This is a genomic window from Sphingomonas pruni NBRC 15498 (genome assembly GCF_001598455.1).
GTDB classification, from domain to species: Bacteria; Pseudomonadota; Alphaproteobacteria; order Sphingomonadales; family Sphingomonadaceae; genus Sphingomonas; species Sphingomonas pruni.
This window is the reverse complement of record NZ_BCYZ01000004.1, coordinates 63,106-85,897: the sequence shown is the minus strand read 5'-3', so window position 1 is coordinate 85,897 and position 22,792 is coordinate 63,106. Positions and strand designations below refer to the sequence as shown.

Here is a 22,792-nt window from a genome sequence, read left to right as displayed (position 1 = left end):
AATGCGCGGCATCTCGCAGGGCTGTTCAAGCTGAAGCACTCACGTTCGCGTCGTGTCGGCGAGGGGCACGATCTTTCGCGCGGCGGCAATATATAATGAAACATACATAAAACGGTTTGCGCCTAATATCTCGTCAATGCTAGGCTTTCCTTGGTTGATATCTTTCATTTCATATGAAATCCAGGGAGATGTTATGCGGTTGCACGGTGGCTTGATGATGGCGTCGATCCTGTCTCTCGCGGCGGCCTCCGCCCAGCCGGTGCAGGCGCAGGCTAGCGGTCAGGGGACCTATAGCGAGGCCGATTTTGCCCGTGTCCCCAAATTCGATGCGCATGTGCATGACAATGTCGCGCGGACCGCCTTCATCGACATCGCCCGCAAGGACGGTTTCGAGCTCTTGTCGATCAACGTCGACTATCCCGATTTTCCTCCGCTGAAATTGCAGGCGAAGGCTGCCGAGGAGCATAAAGCGCAGGACCCGAAGATCTTCCACTTTGCCACTGCCTTCTCGATGGACGGGTTCGGCGAGCCGGGTTGGAGCGAGCGAGCGATCGCCACGATCGACGCCGCGGTCGCCAAGGGCGCGGTCGCGGTCAAGGTGTGGAAGAATATCGGCATGGTCGTGAAGGATCAGGACGGCAAGCGCGTCTTCCTCGACGATCCACGCTTCGACGCCATCATGGCGCATATCGAGAAGATCGGCATTCCGCTGATCGCGCATCAGGGTGAGCCGCTCAATTGCTGGCTGCCGCTCGACCAGATGACGACCGACAATGATCGCGGCTATTTCCGCGATCACCCGCAATATTACATGTATTTGCACCCTGAGGAGCCGAGCTACGAAATGCTGATGGCGGCGCGCGACCGCTTCGTCGCCTTTCATCCCAAACTGTCGTTCGTCGGCGCCCATATGGCCAGCTTGGAATGGAGCGTCGACCGGCTGGCGACGTTCCTCGATCGCTTTCCCAACGCGAACGTCGATCTCGCCGCGCGCATGACGCAAATCCAATATCAGTCGAACCAGGATTACGGGAAGGTCCGCGCCTTTTTCATCAAGTATCAGGACCGGCTGATGTACGGCACCGACGTCGCCGACAATCCCCCCGATCCGGCCAAGCCGGTCGAGAATCCGCCGGTGGATATCGACCATCTGGCGACCGAGGTCGATCACGCCTGGCGCTCGGACTGGCGCTATCTGGCAACTCCACAATCGCAGCGCATTGAAGAGATCAAAGCCGACGTGAAAGGATTGGGGCTACCGCGCTCGGTAATCGACAAAATCTACTACAAGAATGCGCACCGGATCTACCTGCGTGGCAAGTGATCCTGCGGAGGCGCGCAGCGGTCTGGGTGACGGGCGGTACTTTCGCGGCGATCGCCCGAACGGCCGGCACGCCAGTCCAGCGAGGAAATAGAATGCAGGTACGAGCTCGCCGCAAGAGCATTGCGCCCCAATAGCGGCCGTTTCGGCTGCCGCACGATGCATTCAGGCCTTGCGCAGGTCGCCGATCGTCTGCCCGGTCCATCGCTTGATAGCACGCCGCAGGTTGGAGCTGTCGCTAAATCCGACCTTCAGCGCGATGTCGTCGGCGCTCAACCGGGTGGTGTGCAGATATTCGAGCGTTAGCTTCCGGCGGACGTCGTCCACGATGTCCGCATAGCTGCTGTCCTCGTCGTCCAACCGTCGCCGCAGCGTCCGCTCTGTCATGCCGAGCCTTACCGCGACCGCCTGCATCGACGAATAGCGGTTGGGCGCCAGCATCAGCAGTTGATAAACTTCGCCGGCGATGCCGGAACTCGTCTTGGCCTGACCGATCAGGCGATCGCAGGTCTCCTCGAGCATCGCGCGGGTCAGGCGATTGGCGAGTTCGGGCGCGCGCTCCAGGATGCTCGCCGGATAATGCAGCTCGTGCGCCGCCTGGCCGAACAGACAGGGGCAGCCCAGTACGTCTTCGTCGGCAGCCGTAGTTCCTGAATCCGGCAGCCCGAACAGCGCCCTGATGGGCGTGACCGCCGTTCCGGCCACGTCGCGCATGTGCGTGGAGGTCTGCATCATCTGTTGGCGGAGCACGAAGTTCCTGAGGTCGGCGCTCATGATCTCGGCGTAGACTTCCCGAAAATCCCAGATCGCGAGCGCGCCTTCCTGCCGCCAGCCCAGGGTGATCGTCGGGGTTGCCAATAGATGATAGCGGACGGCGAAGTCGAAGAACTCCCGCATCGTCGGCGAGCACATCAGGGCATAACCATACATGCCATAGGCCGAGAGATGGAGCCGCGCCCCGACCGCATAGGCAAGGCCGAGGTCGGCACCGGCGGCGATTACATTGTCATAGGCCGTGAGATACTGGCCGATCGAGGTCAAAGTGTGTGGGTCGTCAACCTCGGCCGGCGTCAGGCCGGTTCGCGCGAGGACAGTTCCAGATCCGATGCCCCGCGGCGCGACCGCATCGATCAGCACGGCGATCTTGTAGGGCGCGAACATCTTCTGGTTGAGCAACGGCAGGCCGTGGGAACGCGACCGCGCCGGCGATCCAGCGGCCGCGGCACCGCGGTCGTCCTGATCGCCAGGGGTCACGAATATACCCCCTTTTGTCCGCCAAAGACACACATCTGTCCGATAGAGCACTCACTTGTCGCCCGTTCAATCTCTATCGTGTCCCCAACGCCGTCACCAAGATCGGCGGCATGGCGCCCGGCGCGCGGGAGAGGAGACAGGATCATGACGGGCAGGCGGGATCTATCGCGCGCGGGCGGCCACTAGTGGCTGGCACACCTTATCGCGGATCGACGCTGCGGCTGGCATTGACGTCGATCGGCGCCGCCGGCGTCGAATGGTACGACTTCTTCGTTTACGGCACGGCAGCGGCGCTGGTGTTCCCGCATCTCTTCTTTTCGCCCGATCTGTCGCCGTTCGTGGCGCAGCTTGCCGCGTTCAGCACCTTTGCCGTCGGGTTCATCGCCCGGCCGCTCGGCGGCGTCGTGTTCGGCCATTTCGGCGATCTCCATGGGCGCAAGAAGACGCTGGTCGTCGCGCTGATGACGATGGGCCTGTCGACGCTGCTGGTGGGCCTGTTGCCGACCTATGAAACGGTCGGGGCGCTCGCGCCGCTGATGCTGATCCTCTTGCGTTTCCTCCAGGGGTTCGCGGTCGGCGGGCAGTGGGGGGCGGCGGCGCTGATCGCCATCGAGAACGCGCCCGAAGGTCGCCGCGGCCTGTTCGGCAGCTTTGTGCAGATCGGGGTGCCCTCGGGCGTGGTGCTCGCCAATATCGCCTTCTTCCTCTCCGGCGGCCTGATGTCGCCCCAGGCCTTCGCGGCCTGGGGTTGGCGCTTGCCCTTCCTCCTCAGCATCGTGGTCGTCGGCTTGGCCCTCTACGTCCACTTGCGCATGGAGGAATCGCGCGAATTCGAGGCGCTCGCCGCGACCGGACTGGAGAACGACCAGCCCGAGCTGCAGCGCTCGCCGATCCTGCGGGTCATCGCGTCGAGCTGGCAGTTGATTCTGCTGGCGGGTGGCGCGTTCATCGCGAGCAATACCTGTTTCTACGTGATCATCACCTGGGTCATCTCCTACGGGACCGCGACCTTGGGCCTGTCGCGCGAGATGATGCTCGGCTGCATCATGGTCGGCAGCCTGTTCATGATCCCGGCGCTGATCATCGTCGCGCACATCTCGGATCGGGTCGGCCGCTACGGACTGTTCCAGCTCGGTTGTATCGCGACCGGTCTCTGGTCGTTCGCCTTCTTCCCGTTGCTGGAGACCGGCACGATCGCCGGCGCCTGCACCGCCATCACAGTCGGCCTGTGCGTCGTCTCGATGATGTACGGACCGCAGGCAGCCTTGTTCGCCGAGCTCTTCGCGACCAAGGTCCGCTATTCCGGCGCGTCGCTCGGCTACCAGATAGGCGTGCTGCTCGGCGGCGGGTTCACGCCGATGATCGCCGCAACGCTGTTCGCCGTGTTCAGGAACAGCGTCGCGGTGGCGGTGTTCATGGCCGCGACGTGCCTGATTTCGCTGATCTGCGTCACGTTGCTCCATGCCCGGCGCGCGAGGGAACTCGCGCAGGAAAACGGCGTCCCGACCCTCGCTGTAGGGGTCGGGAGCTGATCCATGGAAAGGGACCGGTCGGTGCCGCGCGCCGGGATTGACCGGCTCATCCCCGTCCTGTTGGTGCCGGCGGCGCTGGGGCTTTGCCATGCCGCGGTCGCGCAACGGGCACCGTCCAAGACCTTTCCGTTCATGGGCGCGGTAGCACCCGCGAGCTCGGGCACGACTGCGTGGTTCGGTCTGCGCCCGCCGGGGCTGGAGACCGACCCCGATCAAGGCGCGGTCGACACCGTTCATACCGATCTGCCCGCGCGGCCGACGTCCTTCGCGCCCGGGCCGATGGACGCGGTATTGGGCGGCGTAGCGATCCGCCGCGACGTGGCGACGCTGGTCGGCTTCTCGCGGGAGAGCAAGGCTGCAGGCGACTATCTATGGGGCCGGGTCACCGGCCGCCCTGCCTATCGCAAGACGGTCGACTGGCTGACCGCCCAGTTCGCCGCCGCCGGCCTGAAGGATGCCCGGCGCGAACCCTTCCAGGCCAGCAGCGTCAGCCTTCCGGTCGCGGGCGAAATCCGCCTGGAGGGCAGCGAGGCGATGGGCCATGGCAGCCGCGACCTCGTCCTCCACTCGGCGATGGTTGGGGGCGAGGGGCCGGTCAACGGCTCGATCACCGCGCCGCTTGTCTATGCCGGGCAGGGTCTCGACGCCGACCTCGCCGGACGCGATCTGCGCGGCAGGATCGCGGTGATCTTCACTACGCCCGATCCGAGCATCTACGCCGCGGTTCCCGCCAGGCGTATCGGCGCGGTGATGGCGGCCGGCGCCGTCGGCGTGATCGAGATCCTGGTGCAACCTGGCAATTTCAAGAGCTTCGATCGCGACCGCCATGGTTGCGGCCGGCAGCTGTGCTTCACCGTCGGCGGCGAGGACGGATTCTTCCTGCAGAACCTCTTGGGCGCGGCGGCCAAGGCGGGAAAGACGGTCACCGCGACGCTCACCGCCCGGTCGGAAACGCTCGACGGCGAGATCGCCAATGTCGTCGCGACCATTCCCGGCAAGACCGATCGCACCCTAATCGTCGTCGCGCATGCCGATGGCTGGTTCGGGGGCGCGGACGACAACGGCTCGGGCGTCGCCGTGATGCTCGCGCTCGCCCGGCATTTCGCCCGGCAGGGCAGGCTCGAACGCACGCTCGTGTTCCTGGCGAGCGCCGGCCATCATAGCGGGGGTGCCAATGGGGTTCGGGCGTTCCGGGCGGCACACGACCGCGACTATATCGCCAGGGCCGACCTGATCCTGAACATCGAGCATGTCGCGCAGACGGCAATGATGCGCTCCTATATCGAGCGGCAGAACGACAATTTCGGGTCGCGCATGGTCGCTGCAACCGGCGATCTTCCCAAGCAGATCGGGGTCAGCAATCGCGCTCCTGTCCTGGTCGACCTGTGGCGCCAGGGCATCCGCTGTTTCGGCCTCGAGGCGCAGCGGATGGTCGACCGGGCCTTGCCCGGTGACCTCAACGGGTTCGTCGACCTCAAGAGTGTTCCGCAGACCCAGATGATCGCGTCCGGCACGGTCTATCACACCTCCGGCGACGATCTCTATTCGGTCACCCCCGAAGCGCTCGAGCGCGCCGCGCGCTTCTACGCATTCTTCGTCGCGCAGGTCGCCGATGCCCCGACACCGCAGCTCCAGGGAGGTGCTTGGCCGCCAGCGGCCAATTGTCCTCCCACCCCCTAGCGGGCCGCACCGGCCCGCCGCGAACCGCCGCGCCGCGACAGTGCGCGACCAAGCGAGAGTGACCCATGCACGGAATGCTGTTCAAACAAGGACTGGATGGCGACGCGGTCGGCAAGCTCCTGCAGGGCGCGGTCCTGAAGGGGCGCGATCCGCGGGACTTGCTCGTCAACGCGCGGATCGACCCCGACGTCTATGGCAATCCGCTGGCGAACATCGACGGCCGGGCGCTGGTGCGGCTCATCCGGCAGATCCAGTTCTCGCTAGACGACGTCTATCTCGGCTTCTTCGCGCAGGGTTGCCGGCTGGCGCTGGAGACCGAACGCCTGCTGTCCTTCCTGCATTGCGCGACCTTCGGCGAGGCATTGCGGGTCAGTATCCGCTTCACCGACGCGATCTCCGACGACGTCGGGCCGGGCATCACCGAGGAGCACGGCTCGGGCCTCCAGCATATCTGCAAATATGCGACGATCCCGGGCGTCGATCGTGACATCCTGGTGTGGATACGCTTCGTCTGGATCTATCAATTCTTCAGCTGGCTGATCGGCCGGCCGCTCGCGCTGCGCGGGCTTTCGATCCGGGGTCCCCGGCCGGTTCAGGCGAACGGGTTCGACCGCTTCGCGCTGTTCCGGTGCCCGGTGAAGTTCGACGCCCCGGTCGACGCCCTGTCCTATGACTGGAACGACCTGACCGTCCGCCTAGTGCACAGCTCGATCCGCGAATATGAGGATTATTATTCGGGCGAGCCCGACTGGTTCGATACGCCGGGGCGGGGGCTGAGCTGGCGGGAGCGCACTCAGCAGGTCCTCATCGACTTCCAGAAAGCGGGCCTATGGTCCGCTCCGGTCGAGGTGGTTGCCGCCCGTCTGCGCACCCGCGCGCGGCGTCTTCGCCACGATCTGGCGACCGAAGGCGAGTCCTTCCAGGACATCCGCACGCGCCTGCGCGGCGAGCTGGCGAGCGCGTACCTTCTGGGCAGCGACATGCCGATCACCGAGATCGGCTTTGCGCTGGGGTTCAGCGAGCCGGGCAGTTTCTCGCGGCACTTCATCGGTTGGGCGGGCATGGCGCCTTCCGCCTATCGTGCCCGCTACATCGCAGACGCGGGCAGGGTGGCCGCAGCCACGGCCATGCTCAACGATCGGCGCGTGTCGTGAACCCCTTGCCGGTGAACACGTCATTCGCGCCAAATGAAGGCGTCATACCCGTCATGGAAATCGGCTTCCCACGGGCGTTAGCAACATCGACCGGGGTCCCTCCACGGCCTCAGACGAAACCAAGAAATACTCAAGGGATGGGGATGTCTATGAAACGCTTCAACGCGATCCACCGCACGCGCATGCACCTGATCGGCGCGGCCATGATCTGCGGCACCAGCCTGCTGCCGACTGTTGCCGAAGGTCAAACCCAGCCGCAGAACGGCACCGCAGACCCGCAATCGGCCCCGGCTGATGCCGCCGCAGCGCAGGACACGTCGAGTATCCCCGACATCGTCGTCACCGCCGAAAAGCGCGCGGAGGGCGTGCAGAACATCCCGATCGCGATCACTGCGGTGACCGGCGCAACGCTCGAAAAGGCCGGCGTGAAGCAGGTCGGCGATCTCGTCCAGCTGGCCCCCAGCCTGCAATTCGGCACGCGCTCTACTAACGTCTTCATCGCGGTTCGCGGCATCGGACAGGCGGGGCAGGACATCGGCAGCCAGTCGGGCGTGACGGTCGCGCTCGACGGCGTTCCGCTGCTCAACCATTTCATGATGAATCCGTCGTTCCTCGACATCGAGCGCGTCGAAGTGTTGCGCGGGCCGCAGGGAACGATCGCCGGCCGGAACGCGACGGGCGGTGCGATCAACGTCTATAGCAAAGCGCCGTCCGATCGGACCGACGGCGAACTGGCGCTCACACTGGGGAGTTACGCGAGGCTCGGCGCCAAGGGCTTCGTCAATGCAGCCTTGTCCGACACGCTGTTCGCACGCGTATCCTTCCAGGCGGAGCGCGCGGACGGCTGGCTCAGGAACGGCTATACCGGCGGGCGCAACGACAATGCCGATCTCGCCGAAGTGCGCGGCCAGCTGCTGTTCAAGCCGTCGTCCAGCTTCAGCGTGCGTGCGCTGGTGGATTATACGCGGGACCGCAGCAGCCCATCGTTCAACCTCTTGCTCGGCCGCGCCGACCCCAACATTCCCACCCCGAGCCAGGTGCCGGGCTATGCCTATCCGCAGAACGACATTCGCAACCTGACCTTCTATTTCAACGAGCCCAATCAGCGCGACGTCAAGGACATCCGCTCGACCCTGGTAGCGCGCTGGGATGTCGGCGCGAACGCGGCGATCACCTCGACCACGGGGTTCATCAAGCATGACATCCGGCTGATGAACGACGATGTCGACCTCACGCCGGCGCCGACCTCGAAGTTCAATCTCATTGGTCTCTACGCCAAGCAGTTCACCCAGGAATTCACCGGGACGACCGATCTCGGCAGCCGCGCCGATCTCGTCGCCGGCCTGTTCTACATGCATGGAGAGTCGAGCGAGCCACTATATCTGACGACGGCAGGCATCACCAATTACCTCGTCTATCTGCCGTCGGAGACGCTCGATTCCTACGCCGGCTATGCGCAGTTTCGGTACAAGCTGACCGACAGCCTGCGCGCCACGGTGGGCGCGCGCTACACGATCGACACCAAATCCTATGCGATGGATGCGACTGTCCTAACCACCCATAGGCTGCTCGCCGACAAGGATACGTGGAAAGCGTTCACACCGCGTTTCGCGCTCGATTACGCGCCGAACGCTAACACCTTGGTCTATGCCAGCGTGTCGCGCGGCTTCAAATCGGGCGGGTTCAACACGCTCGGCGACATCACCCAGCCGGTGAACCGCTTCGATCCCGAATATGTCTGGAATTATGAGGCCGGCACCAAGCTGGCGCTGTTCGACAAGAAGCTTCGCTTCGGTCTGACCGGCTTCTATTCGGACTATAGCAATCTTCAGCAGACCGTCTTCGTCATCAACGCGCAGACCGGCGTGAACTTCCCGAAGGTGGAGAATTCGGCCAACGGCAAGATCAAGGGCGTGGAGTTCGAATTCGACGCCGCGCCGACGTCGAGGTGGCGGCTGAGCGGTGCCGCGACACGGCTGTGGGCGAATTACGGCAAGTTCTGCAACAACAACCCGCTCCATCCCAACGTGCCGACCGACCCGTCCTGCGTCGGGGCGACCGCGGGCGGGCAGGCGCTGCCGCCGGGCGCGATCAACCTCCAGGGGCATGTGCTGACTCAGGCGCCGAAATGGCAGTTCAACGGCTCGGCGCAATATACCGTGCCGTTGTCGGGCCATCTCGAGTTCATCGCTCGCGCTGACTATAAGTGGCAGAGCAAGGTGTTCTTCGACATCTACAACAATCCGCTCAACGCCCAGCGCTCGTACGGCCTGCTCAACGCCACGATAGGCCTGGGCACGGCGGACAAGAAATGGTCGCTGACCGCCTGGGCGCGCAACGTGCTCGATACCCGCTATATCAGCCAGTCGACCACCCGGGCCGGCGCCATCGCCTATACGGCGGGCTCGATTGGCGAGCCGCGGATGTACGGCGTCACTCTCTACCATCACTTCTGACCGACGGCCGGCCCGGCGCGCCGGCATTCCGACCGACCGATCGATAGGGACACGGGTCCGCACCCGTGTCCCACAAACACCGGAACGACAGCTTGGACGCAACGGGCCCCGCCCGGCGCGCCGCCGGTCGAACCGCACAAGACAGGCCCATGAGTAACCCTGCCATGCACTATCGCGACCCATCGGGCATCGTTCCTCAATTGAGCCTCTATCGCGACTGGCTGCATCGCGAGCGTGGTCTGGCCTTTGCCGATTACGCGTCGCTCTGGGCATGGTCGACGAGCGATCTCGACGGCTTCTGGCGTAGCGTCTGGGATTATCACGCCATCGAATCGCCGACGCCGTTCACCTCGGTGGTTAGCGGCGAGATGCCCGGAGCATCCTGGTTTGACGGCGCCCAGGTCAATTACGCGCGGCAGGTATTCCGCCACGCCGTCCCGGCCGAAGCCGCCGGCCAGCCCGCGATCATCGCAGAGAACGAGCGTGGCGACAGCGTTGAGGTGAGCTGGAGCGCGCTGCGCCGCCGCACCGCCTCGCTCGCTCTCGAATTGCGCCGCCAGGGGGTCGGCCGCGGAGACCGGGTGGCCGCCTATCTTCCCAATATCCCCGACGCGATCGTCGCACTCCTGGCCTGCGCGAGCATCGGCGCGATCTGGACCATGTGCTCGCCCGACATGGGCACGCCCGCAGTGCTCGATCGCTTTCGCCAGGTCGCGCCCAAGGCGCTGATCGCCGTCGACGGCGTGTTCTACGGCGGCCGGCCGATGGACCGGTCGGCGGCGGTCGCCGACCTGCATCGCGGCTTGCCCAGCGTCACGGCGCTGTTCGTGATGGGCAGCGGCTATGGCCAGACTGCGCTCCCCGAGGCGATCGACCTCGTCGCGGCGCAGGCACGCGATGACGTGGCGGTCGCCGCTTTCGAGCCGGAATGGCTGGCTTTCGACCATCCCTTGTGGATTCTCTATTCGAGCGGAACGACCGGCCTGCCCAAGGCGATCGTCCATGGGCATGGCGGAGTCATTCTGTCCGGATGCCTCGGCAACCAGCATCTCGATATCGGCCCGAGCTACGCGCCGGGGATGCACGGCGAACGGTTTCACTGGTACAGCGCGACTGGCTGGGTGATGTGGAACATCCAGGCGGGCGGGCTCCTCACCGGGACGACGGTGTGCATCTTCGACGGCTCGCCGGGCGGCGCGAAAGGGCGGCCGAACTGGACGCCGCTTTGGTCGTTCGCCGCGCGCCACAAGGTTACCTGGTTTGGCGCCGGTGCTGCCTTTTTCGCGAGTTGCCGCAAGGCCGGGCTGGCGCTGGCCGGACTCGGCGACCTCCGCGCGATCCGCGCGCTGGGCAGCACGGGCTCCCCGCTTCCCGCCGACGTGCAACTTTGGGGGTCGGATCAGTTCGGCACCATCGGCCGGCCCGATATCTGGTGGTGCAACATCTCGGGCGGCACCGATATCGCCGCCGCGTTCCTGGCGGGCAATCGCGAGTTGCCGCCGACCCCCGGCCGCCTGCAATGCCGGCACCTGGGCGCGGCGGTCGAAGCCTGGGACGAGGAGGGGCGGCCGGTTGTCGGACGCGTCGGCGAACTGGTTTGCACGAAGCCCTTTCCCAGCATGCCGCTCTATTTCTGGGGCGACGAGGACGGCAGCCGCTATCGCGCATCCTATTTCGGCGAATGGGCCGGGATCTGGCGGCACGGCGACTGGCTGCAGATCGAACCCGACGGCAGTTGCGTCATCAGCGGCCGGAGCGATGCGACGATCAACCGGCACGGGCTGCGCATGGGGACCGCCGACATCTATGCGGCGGTCGAGGAAGTGCCGGGCGTCGCGGACAGCCTGGTAATCGATCTCGAGGATGGCGCCGGCGGCAGCACGCTCCTGATGTTCGTGGTACCGCGCGACGGGCATCTGCTGGACACTGATCTGGAAGCGGCCATGACCGCGGCGATCCGGGTTTCCTTGTCGCCGCGCTTCGTTCCCGACGCGTATATCTTGGCGCCGGCGATCCCCCGCACCCTGTCGGGCAAGAAACAGGAATTGCCGGTCAAACGCCTGTTCCAGGGTTGGCCGGTGGACAAAGTGATCAATCCCGACGCGATTGCGAATCCCGATGTCATCCCCTGGTATCTGGCGCGTGCCAAGGCGTGGATGGACCGATCGCGGGAGATTGCATGATGGATATGCCTGCAAGGAGTTGCGCATGAAGGTCGGGGTTGTTGGCGCCGGATTGATGGGCGCGGAGATCGCGCTGGTCTTCGCGCTCGGCGGGATGGACGTGGTCCTGAGCGATCGGGAGGATGCGGCGCTCGATCGTGCGATCGTCCGGCTCGAAGCATTGTTGGACAAGGGCGTCGCGCGCGGAGCCTATTTGCCCGATCAGCGCCGCGACGGCTTGGCGCGCATCGTGACGACGACCGGCCTCGCGGCCTTCGCCGAATGCGACCTCGTCACCGAGGCTGTGTTCGAATCGCTTGAGGTCAAGAGCGCGGTCCTGCGGTCGCTCGACGCGGTGTGCCGGCCCGACTGCGTTATCGCGTCCAACACGTCGACTTTGCCGATCTCCACTCTGGCCGCGGCGCTGCCGGCCGAGCGCCGGGCCGGCTTCCTCGGCACGCATTATTTCTCGCCCGTCTCCCGCATGGCGTTGGTCGAGGTCGTCGCCGGGTTCGAGACCGACCCCACAAGGACCGGCTGGATCGCGGAGGTTCTACGCGGCATCGGCAAGACGCCGATCGTCATCAAGGACGTGGCAGGCTTCGCGGTCAATCGCATGCTCCATGCGATGATCATCGAGGCGGTTCGGCTGGTGGAGGAAGGCGTCGCTACTCCGGAGGATCTCGACACGGCGTGCCGGCTCGGGCTCGGCCATCCGATCGGTCCGTTCGCGCTGATGGACGTGGTGACTTCGGATCTCTGCCTGCAGGCGCAGGAGATCATGCACGATGCCTATGGCGAACGCTTCCGGCCTCCCGCGCTCCTGAAGCAGCGCGTTGCCGCCGGCCTGGGTGGCGGGCGCTCCCGCCCCGGCTGGATCAGGCGCGAAGGCTGACATGGCGCGCCGTGCCACAATCGATAGGATCAATCGGAGGGATCCCATGACGACATTGCTTCGCTCGGTCCTTGGCGTTCTTGGCGCGGCGATGCTCGCGTTCGGATCGGCCCCCGCTCTGGCCCGCCAGGCGCCCGCCGGCGGACCGATCGTGGCTGCGCCGACCGGCCCGGTCGAGGGCGTGCGCGAAGACGGCGTCGATACGTTCCGCGCCATCCCCTATGCGCTGCCGCCGACAGGTGCGCGGCGTTGGAGGCCGCCGGCGCCGATGCCGGCCTGGCGCCATGTCCGCCTTGCGCAGAAAGCGGGTCCGGCCTGCATCCAGCCGCCGATGGCGGAGGGACCGTATCGTCGCGATCCGCCGGCGACGTCGGAGGATTGCCTGGTCCTCGACGTGACCGCGCCGGCGCATGCCCGCAACGCGCCGGTCATGGTATGGATTCATGGCGGCACTTTGATCTGGGGAAGCTCGCAGTCGAAATCCTACGATGGCAGGGAATTCGCCAAGCGCGGCATCATCCTCGTGTCGATCAATTATCGGCTCGGCGTGCTCGGCTATCTCGCCCACCCCGAGCTTAGCAAGGAATCCCCGGACGGAGTGTCCGGCAATTACGGATTGCTCGACCAGGTCGCCGCACTGCAATGGGTGCGCCGCAACATCGGCGCGTTCGGCGGCGATGCGCGCAATGTGACGATCTTCGGTGAATCTGCCGGCGCACTCAGCGTCGAATATCTGCTCGCCTCTCCGGCTGCGCGCGGCCTGTTCGACAAGGCGATCGTCGAGAGTGGCTACCTGTTCACGAGCCCTGAACTGCGGGGGAGCCCGTACGGCGATCCTTCCGCCGAGGCGATCGGTTCGGCGCTGGCGGCCAAGCTCGGCGCCCCGACGCTCGCCGGCTTGCGCGCAATGAACGCGCAGACGCTCGTCGATGCATCGGCAAAGGCCGGTTACGTTCCCTATGGTACGGTCGACGGCAAGATCCTGAAGCGCCAGCTCGTCGATACGTTCGATCACGGCGAACAGGCGCCGGTACCGCTCATCGCCGGGTTCAACAGTGGCGAGGTGAAGGGGCTGCGATTCCTCCTGCCGCCATTGCCGGTCAGTGCCGAGGCCTATGAAACTGCGATCCGGGCGCGCTACGGCGATCTCGCGGATGCTTATCTGAAACTCTATCCGCCTCGCGATTTTGACCAGACCCGGCTCGACGCCGCGCGCGATACCATCTTCGGATGGACGGCCGAACGACTCGTCCGCAAGCAGTCCATGATCGGGCAGCCAGGCTATCTCTACTTCTTTAGCCACGATTATCCGGCCGCGCGGGCAGCCGACCTCACGGCGTTCCACGCCGGAGAGGTCCCGTTCGTGTTCGGGGCCTTGACCGACACGCCGGTGAACTGGCCGAAAATTCCCGACACCGCCGCAGAGCGCAACTTGTCGGCGGCGATGCTCGATTATTGGACGAGCTTCGCGAGGAGCGGGCGGCCGGTTGCGGCGAACGGTCCGTCCTGGAACCGCTTCGGTGACGGCCATGCCTTTATGGAGTTCGCCACCGGTCCCCAGGCCGGGCGCGATTTCATGCCAGGCATGTATGCGCTCCAGGAGCGGATAATGTGCCGCCGCAAGGCGGCCGGCACCCCGTGGGACTGGCGGACGGGATCGATAGCGCCGATCCTTCCCGCGCCTAATGCCGCCTGCGCGGGCGATTGAAGCGACCATCGACCGCGGCGCCTGCGCGGATATCGCGAGATCGGAGAATCCTGGCATGTTCAATCGTCGAGACCTGGCGGCGCTGCTGGCCCTGGCCGCGGGCATTCCGCAGAGCGCGGGAGCAGCGGCGGAACCTGTGGGCAGGATTCGTTTCGACAAACTTCACTCCGCCAACGTGCCCGGTGACGTGGAGGTCGGCATCTATACGCCCCCCGGCTACGGCGATGCGCCGGCGCGCCGCTACCCGCTCCTTCTCCTGCTCCACGGCGGCAATCAAAGCGCGCGCGACCTGCTAGGCTTCGGGCCGTTGCTCGACGAAGCGATCCGGTCGGGACAAGTCCCGCAGCTAGTCGTGGCGATGCCGAGCGCGGGCCGCTCGCTCTACATGGACTTCAAGGACGGCTCGGAGCGATGGGAGACGTTCGTCCTTACCGATCTCCTGCCGCACCTACGCTCTGGCTTGGCCGTGTCTCAGGAGCGGCGGCTGACGTTCGTCGGCGGATATTCGATGGGCGGCCTCGGCAGCTTGCGGCTTGCCTTCAAGCATCCTGACATATTTGCCGCCGTCGCGGCGCTCGAGCCGGCGATCGAACCTGCTCTGTCCTGGCGCGACGTCGGTCCGTACGTGAAGTTCTGGCGGTCCGACGCCATCGTCTCGCGCGTTTTCGGTTCTCCGATCGACCTCGATTTCTGGGCGGCCAACAATCCCGCGACGATCGCAAAGCGCGACCCGGACCGCTTGCTCGGGCTGGGCATCTATTTGGAGGTCGGCGACCAGGACATGCTCTATCTCGACGAGGGGGCGGAGTTTCTGCACCGCATCCTCTTCGATGCCGCTATCGGTCACGAATACAGGCTGGTGCGCGGGGCCGATCATGTTGGCCCCTCGCTGGAGCCCCGGCTGCTCCAGGCCCTGGGATTTATCGGAAGGCAGATCAATCCGCCGAATTGGATTGACGGCGCCACCCTGAAGGCGCGCGCCGTCTTCGACGAGCAAAAACGTGCGATCGGGCTTCCGACGACGCCGATGGACCCGAGGAAGCTGAGGAAATCGACCGCCGGAACCGGCTAATGGCCGTGTTGCGACCCGGGCGTTTGATTCCACCGCGCGATGGTGAGGTCGGACATGAAGGCTTCGGCCTTTCTTTCCAGAGCAACTCGATGAGTTCGCCGCGTCATTCAAGAGCAGCGTCAAAAATAGAATTGAAATTCAGCGATATGACAATAGCAAATCAGGGGCGGGCGGAATGTTGGGAGAGGCCATGACGATCGATACCAGCAGGCGCACGTTTCTCGGCGTCACTACCGCGCTTTCGCTGACCGGCCTGGCCGCGCGCGCGGCGGCCGCCTCCGAGCCGGGCATCGAGGCGGATCTTCACCGCTATGTCGGCTTCGGGTCCAAGCGCGCCGGCGGCCCGGGCGACATGGCGTGCGGAGAATGGCTGGCGACCGAACTGCACAACGCCGGCTACGCGATTGAACGCCAGAAATTCGCGGTGCCATATTTCGAAACGACGCGGGCCGATCTCACCTGCGGAACGTCCTCCGCCAAGGTGCTGCCGCAGCCGATAGTGATCCCCACGGGGGAGCAGGGCGTATCCGGTCCCTTGGTCCGCGTGGATTCACGGGGCCGCTTCATGGGTTCGATGCGCGGTGCCATCGCGTTTGTCGATCTCCCCGCCGCGCGCTGGTCGTCGATGATGGCCAAGGCCGCGCGGCAACCGGTCGACTCCGCTTTCGCGGCGGGCGCCAAGGCCGCGGTGGTCATCACCAACGGGCCCACGGGCAAGGTGATCGCGCTCAACGCCGATGGCCGCCGGCCTATGTTTCCCGGCCCCGTGGCGCTGTTGGCGCCGAGCGATGCGGACGATTTTCTTGCAGCAGCAATCTGCCGCGGCACTGCGCAACTGACCATTACCGGCGAGGGCGGGCAGCGGCCGGCATTCAACTTCGTCGGCAGGATCGATCGCGGCAAGGGCCGCTGGCTGGTGGTCTCGACGCCCCGCTCGGGCTGGTTCGTGTGCGCCGCGGAGCGCGGGCCGGGTGTCGCCGCGTGGCTCGATCTCGCGCGTTGGGCGCGGGACGGTCTGCCTGATCATGATCTCGCGTTCATCTGCAATACCGGGCACGAATATGAATATCTCGGGGCCGCGGAAGCGATGAAGCAAATCGCGCCACCTGCCGATAAAACGCGCTTCTGGCTGCATCTGGGCGCTAATGTCGCGGCTTGCGACTGGCACGATATCGGCGGGCTGACGCCGTTGCCGAGCGTGGATGGCCAACGCTATCTCTCTGTCACTCCCGCGCTGCTGCCGCTTTCTCGCGGCATTTTCGCCGGCCAGCCGGGTTTTGAAGCGCCGGTGTCGAGCCAGATCCTTTCTGCCGGCGAACTCGATGAAGTCATCAAGGCGGGATACTCGCCGGCGGCCGGCGTGTTCGGCATCCACACCTATCATCACGTCAGCGACGACGACGAACGGTGCCTCCACGTCCCCGCGACACTAGCTGCGAAGCGTGGCTTTCGCGCCATGCTGGAGGCAATGGCGCGCGGTGCTTGACGCGAGGCCGAGCGACGAAGGAGCGAACATGCGAAGGGCAATTTTACTTTCGGCCGCCACGGCGATGTCCTTTACCGTCTCAGCGGTAACGCCGGTCGGCGCATCGGCGGGCACGACCTCCGCTGCTGTCAGCCGCGACGCGGAGTCGAAGATGCGGGACTTGCTGGATTATGTGCGAGGCCAGAATACCACCGGCTTCCTCATCCTGCGGCACGGCACGACGCTCGTCGAAGAAAACTGGCCGGCGCCTGACGCCCCGGGGTTCGCCACATTCGTCTATGGCTCGACCGCCGACGGGCAATTGCTCGAAGATGTCGCCTCGCAGCAGAAGAGCTTCGTCTCCGTCCTGATCGGGATCGCGATAGACAAAGGCGAGATCGACGTCGCCAAGCCGGTCAGCGCCTATATCGGCACGGGCTGGACGAAAGCCACCGCGGAAAAGGAGGCGGCGATCCGCGTCGTGGATGTCCTGACGATGAGCTCCGGTCTCAACGAACGCTTTGCCTATGAAGCGCCGGCGGGTACCCGCTTCTTCTACAACACGGCCGTCTACGCGATCACGAAAAAGATATTGGAGGCCGCGGCCAAGGCGCCGCTGGATCGGATCACGCGCGAATGGCTGACCGAGCCGCTCGGCATGAAAGAGACCGCGTGGCGCCAGCGGCCCGCCGCGCTGGCGGGGGTCGGCAACAATACCGGCCTGGTCACGACGCCTCGCGACATCGCGATTTTTGGACAAATGATCCTGGCAAATGGGGTCGCACCGCACGGCCGACGGATCATATCGACCAAGAGCCTCCAGGCGATGTTCGAGCGTTCCTGCTGCAACCCCGCTTACGGCCGGCTGTGGTGGTTGAACGGCGGCGATCATACCATAGCTGCCGACGGCAAGCGCAAGTCTGGGCCGCTGATCCCGGCCGCTCCTGCCGATCTCGTCGCCGCGCTCGGTTTCCTCGATCGACGGCTCTATGTCGTCCCGAGTCTGGACCTGATCGTCGTTCGCACCGGTGCGGCGGCTTCCGACAAAGACTTCGACCAGCAACTCTGGCTGCGCCTGATGCGCGCGCTGCCGCAAGTCTAGTGGGGAAGAGGCGACACGTACCCTTGAATCCATTGGGGTGCCGCGGTGCTGCGCCGGTCAGTCCCTTATCATCATGCGGGTCACTTACGACAAGTCCGTCGGTCATTCGCGTCATGGCAATCTCGCGGCAGCGGTTCACAGGAGCGAAAACTGCGTCCGCATAGCGTCGCGAAAACAACGCGGTAGGAGAGATGGGTATGATCGCTAAGTGCCATGCTGTCCCCAACGCGCTCTCGCTCAACAATCGGGTGCCCGCCGCAAAGGGCGCTCCAATGACGCAATCCAGGCGTGTTTCTCCCACGCTGTGTCGGCTGGTGTTCACCGGGTTGGCGATCGCCGCAAGCGGATTGGCCTCGCCGGCCTTCGCCCGGCCGTCGGTGGATCGGGCGTCTGCGACGTCGCGCTGCGCCGCGCTTTCGGGGCTGCGGCTGGCGGATACGTTGATCGTCAGCGCGACGATGGTCGATAATCCGGCCGCGACCTTCAAGTCGCCCGGTCTCGCCGATCTTCCTGCCTTCTGCCGGGTGGTAGCCCGCGTGCGCTCGGCGCCGGATTCCGACATCGGGGTGGAAGTGTGGCTGCCCGCTAAGGGCTGGGCGGGCATCTTCCACGGCAACGGCAATGGCGGTTTCGGGGGAACGCTCGAGGCCGGTTATGGGAGCATGATCGCCGGATTGCGGCGTGGCTATGCCACCGCGACGACCGACACGGGGACTGCGCCGGCGACGTCGCTCTACGGCGACGCGCTGATCGGCCATCCGCGCAAGTGGAGGGACTGGGGACGCCTGTCGACCCATGTGATGACCGTGACCGGCAAGGCGATTACAGCGGCCTTCTATCGCCGTGGCGTCACCCGGTCTTATTATACCGGCTGCTCGACCGGCGGGCAGCAGGGCCTGATCGAAGCGCTCTATTATCCCCGTGATTACAACGGTCTGCTGGTCGGCGCACCGGTGATCAACCGCACTTGGGGGCACGCCGCCGTGGCGTGGGACTTCCAGGCGGCCAACCGGACGCTCGGCAGCCTTCTGTCCGACGCCAAGCTCCGGCTTCTGAACAATGCGGCGACGGCCGAGTGCAACCGGCAGGGTCATGGCGTGCCGGGGGATCCGTTCATCACCGATCCACTGGGCTGCCGTTTCGATCCCGCCGAACTCGCCTGTAACGGAGCCGCCGGCGATCAATGCCTGACACCAGCGGAGGTGGCGACGGCGCGGGCCTTCTACAGCGGCCCGACCTTGCGCGACGGCCGTGCCGCCTTTTTCGGTTGGCCGATCGGCAGCGAGGGCCCCGGCCGGTTCGGCTGGTCGTTCCTCGAGAGCGCGGCCAATGGCGGCCCCCAATTCGGCGGCCTGTTCAAATGGGTGTTCGGCGCCAATTGGGATTGGCGCGGCTTCGATGTCGATCGCGACATGCCGGTCGTCGACGCAAAGCTCGGGCCCGATGTCAACGATGCGACGCGTGGCGACCTGCGCGCCTTCGCCGCGCTCGGGGGCAAGCTGATCATCTATCACGGCCTGGCGGATTCGCTGGTGCCGCCGGCGCAGTCGGTCGCCTTTTACGAGCGACAGGCGCGCGCGCTCGGCGGGATGGCGGCGCTGCAGCGCAATGCGCGGCTGTTCATGGTGCCGGGCGTCATGCATTGCGGCGGCGGTCCTGGTCCCGACATATTCAATTCGGCGCTGGGCACCTTGCCGCCGCCGCCCGTCAAGGACGCGAGTGACGACCTGTTCGCGGCGCTAATCGCCTGGACCGAGCAACGGCGTGCGCCCCAACGGATCGTCGCGACCAAGTTCGTCGCGGGCAAGCCGGGGCAGGTCGAACTGCAGCGACCGCTCTGTCCGTATCCGCAGGTGGCGCGGTACACGGGCACGGGACCGACCAAAGCGGCGGAGAATTTCGTCTGCACCGCCAAATCGCTTGGCCGGGCGGCGGGGGGCTCCAAGTCGTAACTGATCACGCGCGTCGACGCTCGTCCTGATCCGCTTGGCGGGGCCGAACCGGTCATTTCGGTTAAATCAGCCCGTCACACCCGCCATCGCCTCACGGGCCCAATTCGACAATCATGCGGCCAAGCCCCCGGCGCAGGGTCATCCCGCGCGCGAGGGGCAGGGCATAGGGGAGGATCACATGCTCAAGGCTCGCATGTTCGGCAATCGATTCACGCTGTCAGGCACCTCGTTGCTGGCGATCGCGATGGTCGCGGCGCTTCCCGCCCACGCACAGACCAGCGGAACTGCCCAATCCACCGCGCCGGCCTCCCCGGCGGACAATCCGCCCCCGCAATCGGACAATAGCCAGGACGCGAAGGAAGCGGCCGCCGGGGTCCCCGATATCGTTGTGACCGGATCTAGCATTCGCGGCGTGCCGCCGACGGGTTCCAACCTGATCAGCGTCTCGCGTGAGGACATCAGGACGATCGGTGCCAGTACGACCGCCGACCTGCTCGCAAGCGTGCCGCAGCTCAACAGCTTCAACACCAAGCCCCGCGCCGAAGGCGGTGGCGTCGGCGCCTTTGCGCCGGGCCTTCGCAGCCTTCCCTCCAGCGCGACGCTGCCCCTGATGGACGGCCACCGCCTGGTCGCGGGCGGGACGAACGAGACGAGCCCGGACTTTCCGTTCCTTCCCGATCTCGCGATCGAGCGGGTGGAAATCGTCGCCGACGGCGCTTCCGCCATTTACGGCTCGGACGCAGTCGCGGGCGTGGTGAACTTCATCACCCGCAAGCGCTATTCGGGCGTAGACACCTCGGTCCGCTACGGAATGGCCGACAATTACAGCACCTTCTCCGGCAGCATTCTCGCCGGGCACGATTGGGGCAGCGGCTCGATCCTCGCCGCCTATCAATATGCCCAGAACAGCGACATCATTGGCGCCCAGCGCGACTATCGGGTGGTCGATTTTCGGCCCTATGGCGGTGTCGATAGCCGCACGACGGTCTGTCCCGCGGCCAATGTGCTGGTCAATACCACCGCCTATGCAGTCAGCTATGCGACGCCCGCTCTGGCACCCGGCACGAAGAATTTATGTGACAATGGCGCGGTCGGCGATCTGGTCCCCCAGTCGCGGCTGCATAGCGCATTCGTCAGCGGCCACCAGGATCTGGAGAGCCGCATCACCCTGTGGGGCGAATTGCTCTATTCGGATCGCAAGGATGTCGTGCGCGCCGCGCCGCCGGCCGGCGCGGGCGCGTCGGGCGGGGTGATCCTCTACAATCTGCCCGGCTTCGCCAATCCCTTCTTCCGGACGCCGCCCGGGACAGGCGCCACCGTCGAGTTCGTCCAGTTCCGCACCGACAATCTCTATGGCGCCGATCATATCAACAATATCTACCGGGTGAGGGCGGGCAATTCTTCCGCCGGCCTGGACGCGAAGCTGGCCGCCGACCTCAAGCTCAGCGTCTACGGCACCTACGATTGGGCGACCAACTATTCGTATCTGCCGGCGATCAATCCGGCCGCGCTCGATGCGGCGGCCGCGGGGACTACGGCGGCAACGGCGCTCGATCCGTTCGGTAACGGCACGTCGCCCGCGGTCGCTGCGGCGATCACCGACTATGCCGGCGACCTGACGATCAATCAGCGCACGTATCTCGGTGCGGCCAAGATCGACGGCTCGCTGCTCGACTTGCCCGGTGGCAAGCTGAAGGTTGCGGTGGGCGCCGAATATCGGCACGAATCGTTCAAGCAGCGCGGCATCTATGGCGGCAACCAGGTCCCGGAGGACCTCGATCGCAACGTCAAGTCGGTCTATGGCGAATTGTTCGTGCCGATCTTCGGCGACGGCAATGCCCGGCCGCTGATGCACAGCCTCGCCCTGTCGGTCTCGGCGCGCTACGATCATTATAGCGACTTCGGCTCGACCACCAATCCGAAGGTCGGACTGAACTGGCAGCCCGTTGCCGGCCTCACCCTTCGCGGCACATACGGCACCTCGTTCAGGGCGCCCGGCCTACGCGATGTCGGCGCGACCGTCGGCGCTTATTATTTCAACGCGGCCGCCATTGCCGGCAGCTCGTTGCGCGATCCTACGCGTGGCGCTGCACAGGTCGACACGGTTTTTCTCCTGGGCGGCAATCGCAACCTGCAGCCGGAAAAGGCGCGGACCTGGTCGGTCGGGGCCGATCTCCGTCCGAGCGGCCTGTCCAACTTCCATGCGAGCACGACCTATTACGACATTCACTACACGAACGTCATCGGCACGCCCGGTGGCAGCATTGCCTTTACCGACCCGACCTTCGCTGCAGTCGTCTTCCGCAATCCGACCGCAGCACAGCTTGCGAGTCTGCTTGCGATCGCGGTTCCGGTGAACTTCGTGCCGGGCGCACTGCCGACAATCGGCAATCTGCTCGATTTCCGGCAAGGCAATTTCGGCGTCCGCGACACGACGGGTCTGGATTTCGACATCGGCTATCGCCAACCGACCAAGTTCGGTTCGATCTATGCCGGCGTCGCTGGCAATTACATCTTCACCTACAAGACCCAGCTGTCACCGACCGCCCCGGTATCGAACCAGCTTGATCTCGGCGTGCCCAGGGCGACCTTGCGCGGCACGCTGGCTGCAGAGGTCGGTCCGGTCAACGCAATTGCTTTCGTCAACTATCGCCATGGTGTCACCGGTCTGTACGCAACGCCTACCGGCACGGCGACCTACAGCGCCGGCTCTTACACCACTGTCGATCTGCGCTTCTCGGTGAAGCTGCCCAATGTCGGGCTGGCCAAGGGAACGCAGCTGGCGGTCGAGATCAACGACCTGCTCGACCAGCGCCCGCCCTTCTTCCCCGCGACCGATGGCATTGGCGGCGCCTATAATCCGATCGGCCGTTACGTCGCATTGAACCTGCGCAAGAGCTTCTAGGATCGGCGGGGATTCACTGTGCGTTGATGGCAGCGGCGGTGAGATAGATCATCGCCTCGAAGCATGGACTGCGCGTACGAGCGATTCATAGCACCCTCTTCATAAATAGCCGATTGTTCTCCCCGCTACGCCTG

14 protein-coding genes are annotated in these 22,792 nt (G+C 65.3%); 13 read left to right on the top strand and 1 reads right to left on the bottom strand.

Translation table 11 applies throughout. The features are described 5' to 3' along the window. Positions 1-193: 193 nt before the first annotated feature. On the top strand, positions 194-1,324 hold the full coding sequence (locus SPR01S_RS01520; RefSeq protein WP_066583902.1) for an amidohydrolase family protein: 1,131 nt from the start codon (positions 194-196) through the stop codon (positions 1,322-1,324). 162 nt (positions 1,325-1,486) lie between these two features. Here the strand turns inward: SPR01S_RS01520 and SPR01S_RS01515 are convergent, their stop codons facing one another. Next, positions 1,487-2,575, bottom strand: a complete 1,089-nt coding sequence (locus SPR01S_RS01515) for an AraC family transcriptional regulator (protein ID WP_245661828.1) — start codon at positions 2,573-2,575, stop codon at positions 1,487-1,489. 185 nt (positions 2,576-2,760) lie between these two features. On the opposite strand from SPR01S_RS01515, the gene SPR01S_RS01510 reads away from it, so the two are divergent. The 12 genes from SPR01S_RS01510 (at position 2,761) to SPR01S_RS01455 (ending at position 22,658) form a co-directional block, all read left to right on the top strand. Next, on the top strand, positions 2,761-4,107 hold the full coding sequence (locus tag SPR01S_RS01510) for an MFS transporter (RefSeq protein ID WP_218016683.1): 1,347 nt from the start codon (positions 2,761-2,763) through the stop codon (positions 4,105-4,107). Between the two features lie 3 nt (positions 4,108-4,110). After that, the gene (locus SPR01S_RS01505; protein WP_066583900.1) at positions 4,111-5,787 is read left to right on the top strand and encodes a M28 family peptidase; all 1,677 of its coding nucleotides are present in this window, start codon (positions 4,111-4,113) and stop codon (positions 5,785-5,787) included. A 65-nt stretch (positions 5,788-5,852) separates the two neighbouring features. Continuing rightward, complete coding sequence (locus SPR01S_RS01500) at positions 5,853-6,941, top strand: AraC family transcriptional regulator (RefSeq protein WP_084250850.1); 1,089 nt, start codon at positions 5,853-5,855, stop codon at positions 6,939-6,941. A gap of 149 nt (positions 6,942-7,090) precedes the next feature. After that, positions 7,091-9,397, top strand: a complete 2,307-nt coding sequence (locus SPR01S_RS01495; protein WP_066583897.1) for a TonB-dependent receptor — start codon at positions 7,091-7,093, stop codon at positions 9,395-9,397. Positions 9,398-9,546: 149 nt separating this feature from the next. Further along, positions 9,547-11,580 carry an acetoacetate--CoA ligase gene (locus SPR01S_RS01490; RefSeq protein ID WP_218016682.1) on the top strand — a complete coding sequence of 678 codons (2,034 nt, stop codon included), beginning with the start codon at positions 9,547-9,549 and terminating at the stop codon, positions 11,578-11,580. A gap of 25 nt (positions 11,581-11,605) precedes the next feature. Next, positions 11,606-12,454, top strand: a complete 849-nt coding sequence (locus SPR01S_RS01485) for a 3-hydroxyacyl-CoA dehydrogenase family protein (RefSeq protein WP_066583893.1) — start codon at positions 11,606-11,608, stop codon at positions 12,452-12,454. Between the two features lie 46 nt (positions 12,455-12,500). Then, positions 12,501-14,162, top strand: a complete 1,662-nt coding sequence (locus SPR01S_RS01480; protein ID WP_066583891.1) for a carboxylesterase/lipase family protein — start codon at positions 12,501-12,503, stop codon at positions 14,160-14,162. Between the two features lie 55 nt (positions 14,163-14,217). Next, positions 14,218-15,234: an alpha/beta hydrolase gene (locus tag SPR01S_RS01475; RefSeq protein ID WP_066584089.1), complete on the top strand. Its 1,017-nt coding sequence runs from the start codon at positions 14,218-14,220 to the stop codon at positions 15,232-15,234. A gap of 190 nt (positions 15,235-15,424) precedes the next feature. Next, positions 15,425-16,720, top strand: a complete 1,296-nt coding sequence (locus SPR01S_RS01470) for a hypothetical protein (protein WP_066583889.1) — start codon at positions 15,425-15,427, stop codon at positions 16,718-16,720. A gap of 28 nt (positions 16,721-16,748) precedes the next feature. Then, positions 16,749-17,801: a serine hydrolase domain-containing protein gene (locus SPR01S_RS01465; RefSeq protein WP_066583887.1), complete on the top strand. Its 1,053-nt coding sequence runs from the start codon at positions 16,749-16,751 to the stop codon at positions 17,799-17,801. A gap of 272 nt (positions 17,802-18,073) precedes the next feature. Continuing rightward, positions 18,074-19,753, top strand: coding sequence for a tannase/feruloyl esterase family alpha/beta hydrolase (locus SPR01S_RS01460; protein ID WP_066584087.1), 1,680 nt, complete (start codon positions 18,074-18,076; stop codon positions 19,751-19,753). A gap of 178 nt (positions 19,754-19,931) precedes the next feature. Then, complete coding sequence (locus SPR01S_RS01455) at positions 19,932-22,658, top strand: TonB-dependent receptor plug domain-containing protein (RefSeq protein WP_066583886.1); 2,727 nt, start codon at positions 19,932-19,934, stop codon at positions 22,656-22,658. The last annotated feature ends 134 nt before the right edge of the window (positions 22,659-22,792 follow it).

Coding starts and splice junctions, on each gene's coding strand:
- SPR01S_RS01485 (WP_066583893.1), top strand. CDS start 11,606: ATGAAGGTCGGGGTTGTTGGCGCCGGATTGATGGGCGCGGAGATCGCG.
- SPR01S_RS01465 (WP_066583887.1), top strand. CDS start 16,749: ATGCGAAGGGCAATTTTACTTTCGGCCGCCACGGCGATGTCCTTTACC.
- SPR01S_RS01495 (WP_066583897.1), top strand. CDS start 7,091: ATGAAACGCTTCAACGCGATCCACCGCACGCGCATGCACCTGATCGGC.
- SPR01S_RS01500 (WP_084250850.1), top strand. CDS start 5,853: ATGCACGGAATGCTGTTCAAACAAGGACTGGATGGCGACGCGGTCGGC.
- SPR01S_RS01455 (WP_066583886.1), top strand. CDS start 19,932: ATGCTCAAGGCTCGCATGTTCGGCAATCGATTCACGCTGTCAGGCACC.
- SPR01S_RS01470 (WP_066583889.1), top strand. CDS start 15,425: ATGACGATCGATACCAGCAGGCGCACGTTTCTCGGCGTCACTACCGCG.
- SPR01S_RS01460 (WP_066584087.1), top strand. CDS start 18,074: ATGACGCAATCCAGGCGTGTTTCTCCCACGCTGTGTCGGCTGGTGTTC.
- SPR01S_RS01480 (WP_066583891.1), top strand. CDS start 12,501: ATGACGACATTGCTTCGCTCGGTCCTTGGCGTTCTTGGCGCGGCGATG.
- SPR01S_RS01490 (WP_218016682.1), top strand. CDS start 9,547: ATGAGTAACCCTGCCATGCACTATCGCGACCCATCGGGCATCGTTCCT.
- SPR01S_RS01505 (WP_066583900.1), top strand. CDS start 4,111: ATGGAAAGGGACCGGTCGGTGCCGCGCGCCGGGATTGACCGGCTCATC.
- SPR01S_RS01475 (WP_066584089.1), top strand. CDS start 14,218: ATGTTCAATCGTCGAGACCTGGCGGCGCTGCTGGCCCTGGCCGCGGGC.
- SPR01S_RS01520 (WP_066583902.1), top strand. CDS start 194: ATGCGGTTGCACGGTGGCTTGATGATGGCGTCGATCCTGTCTCTCGCG.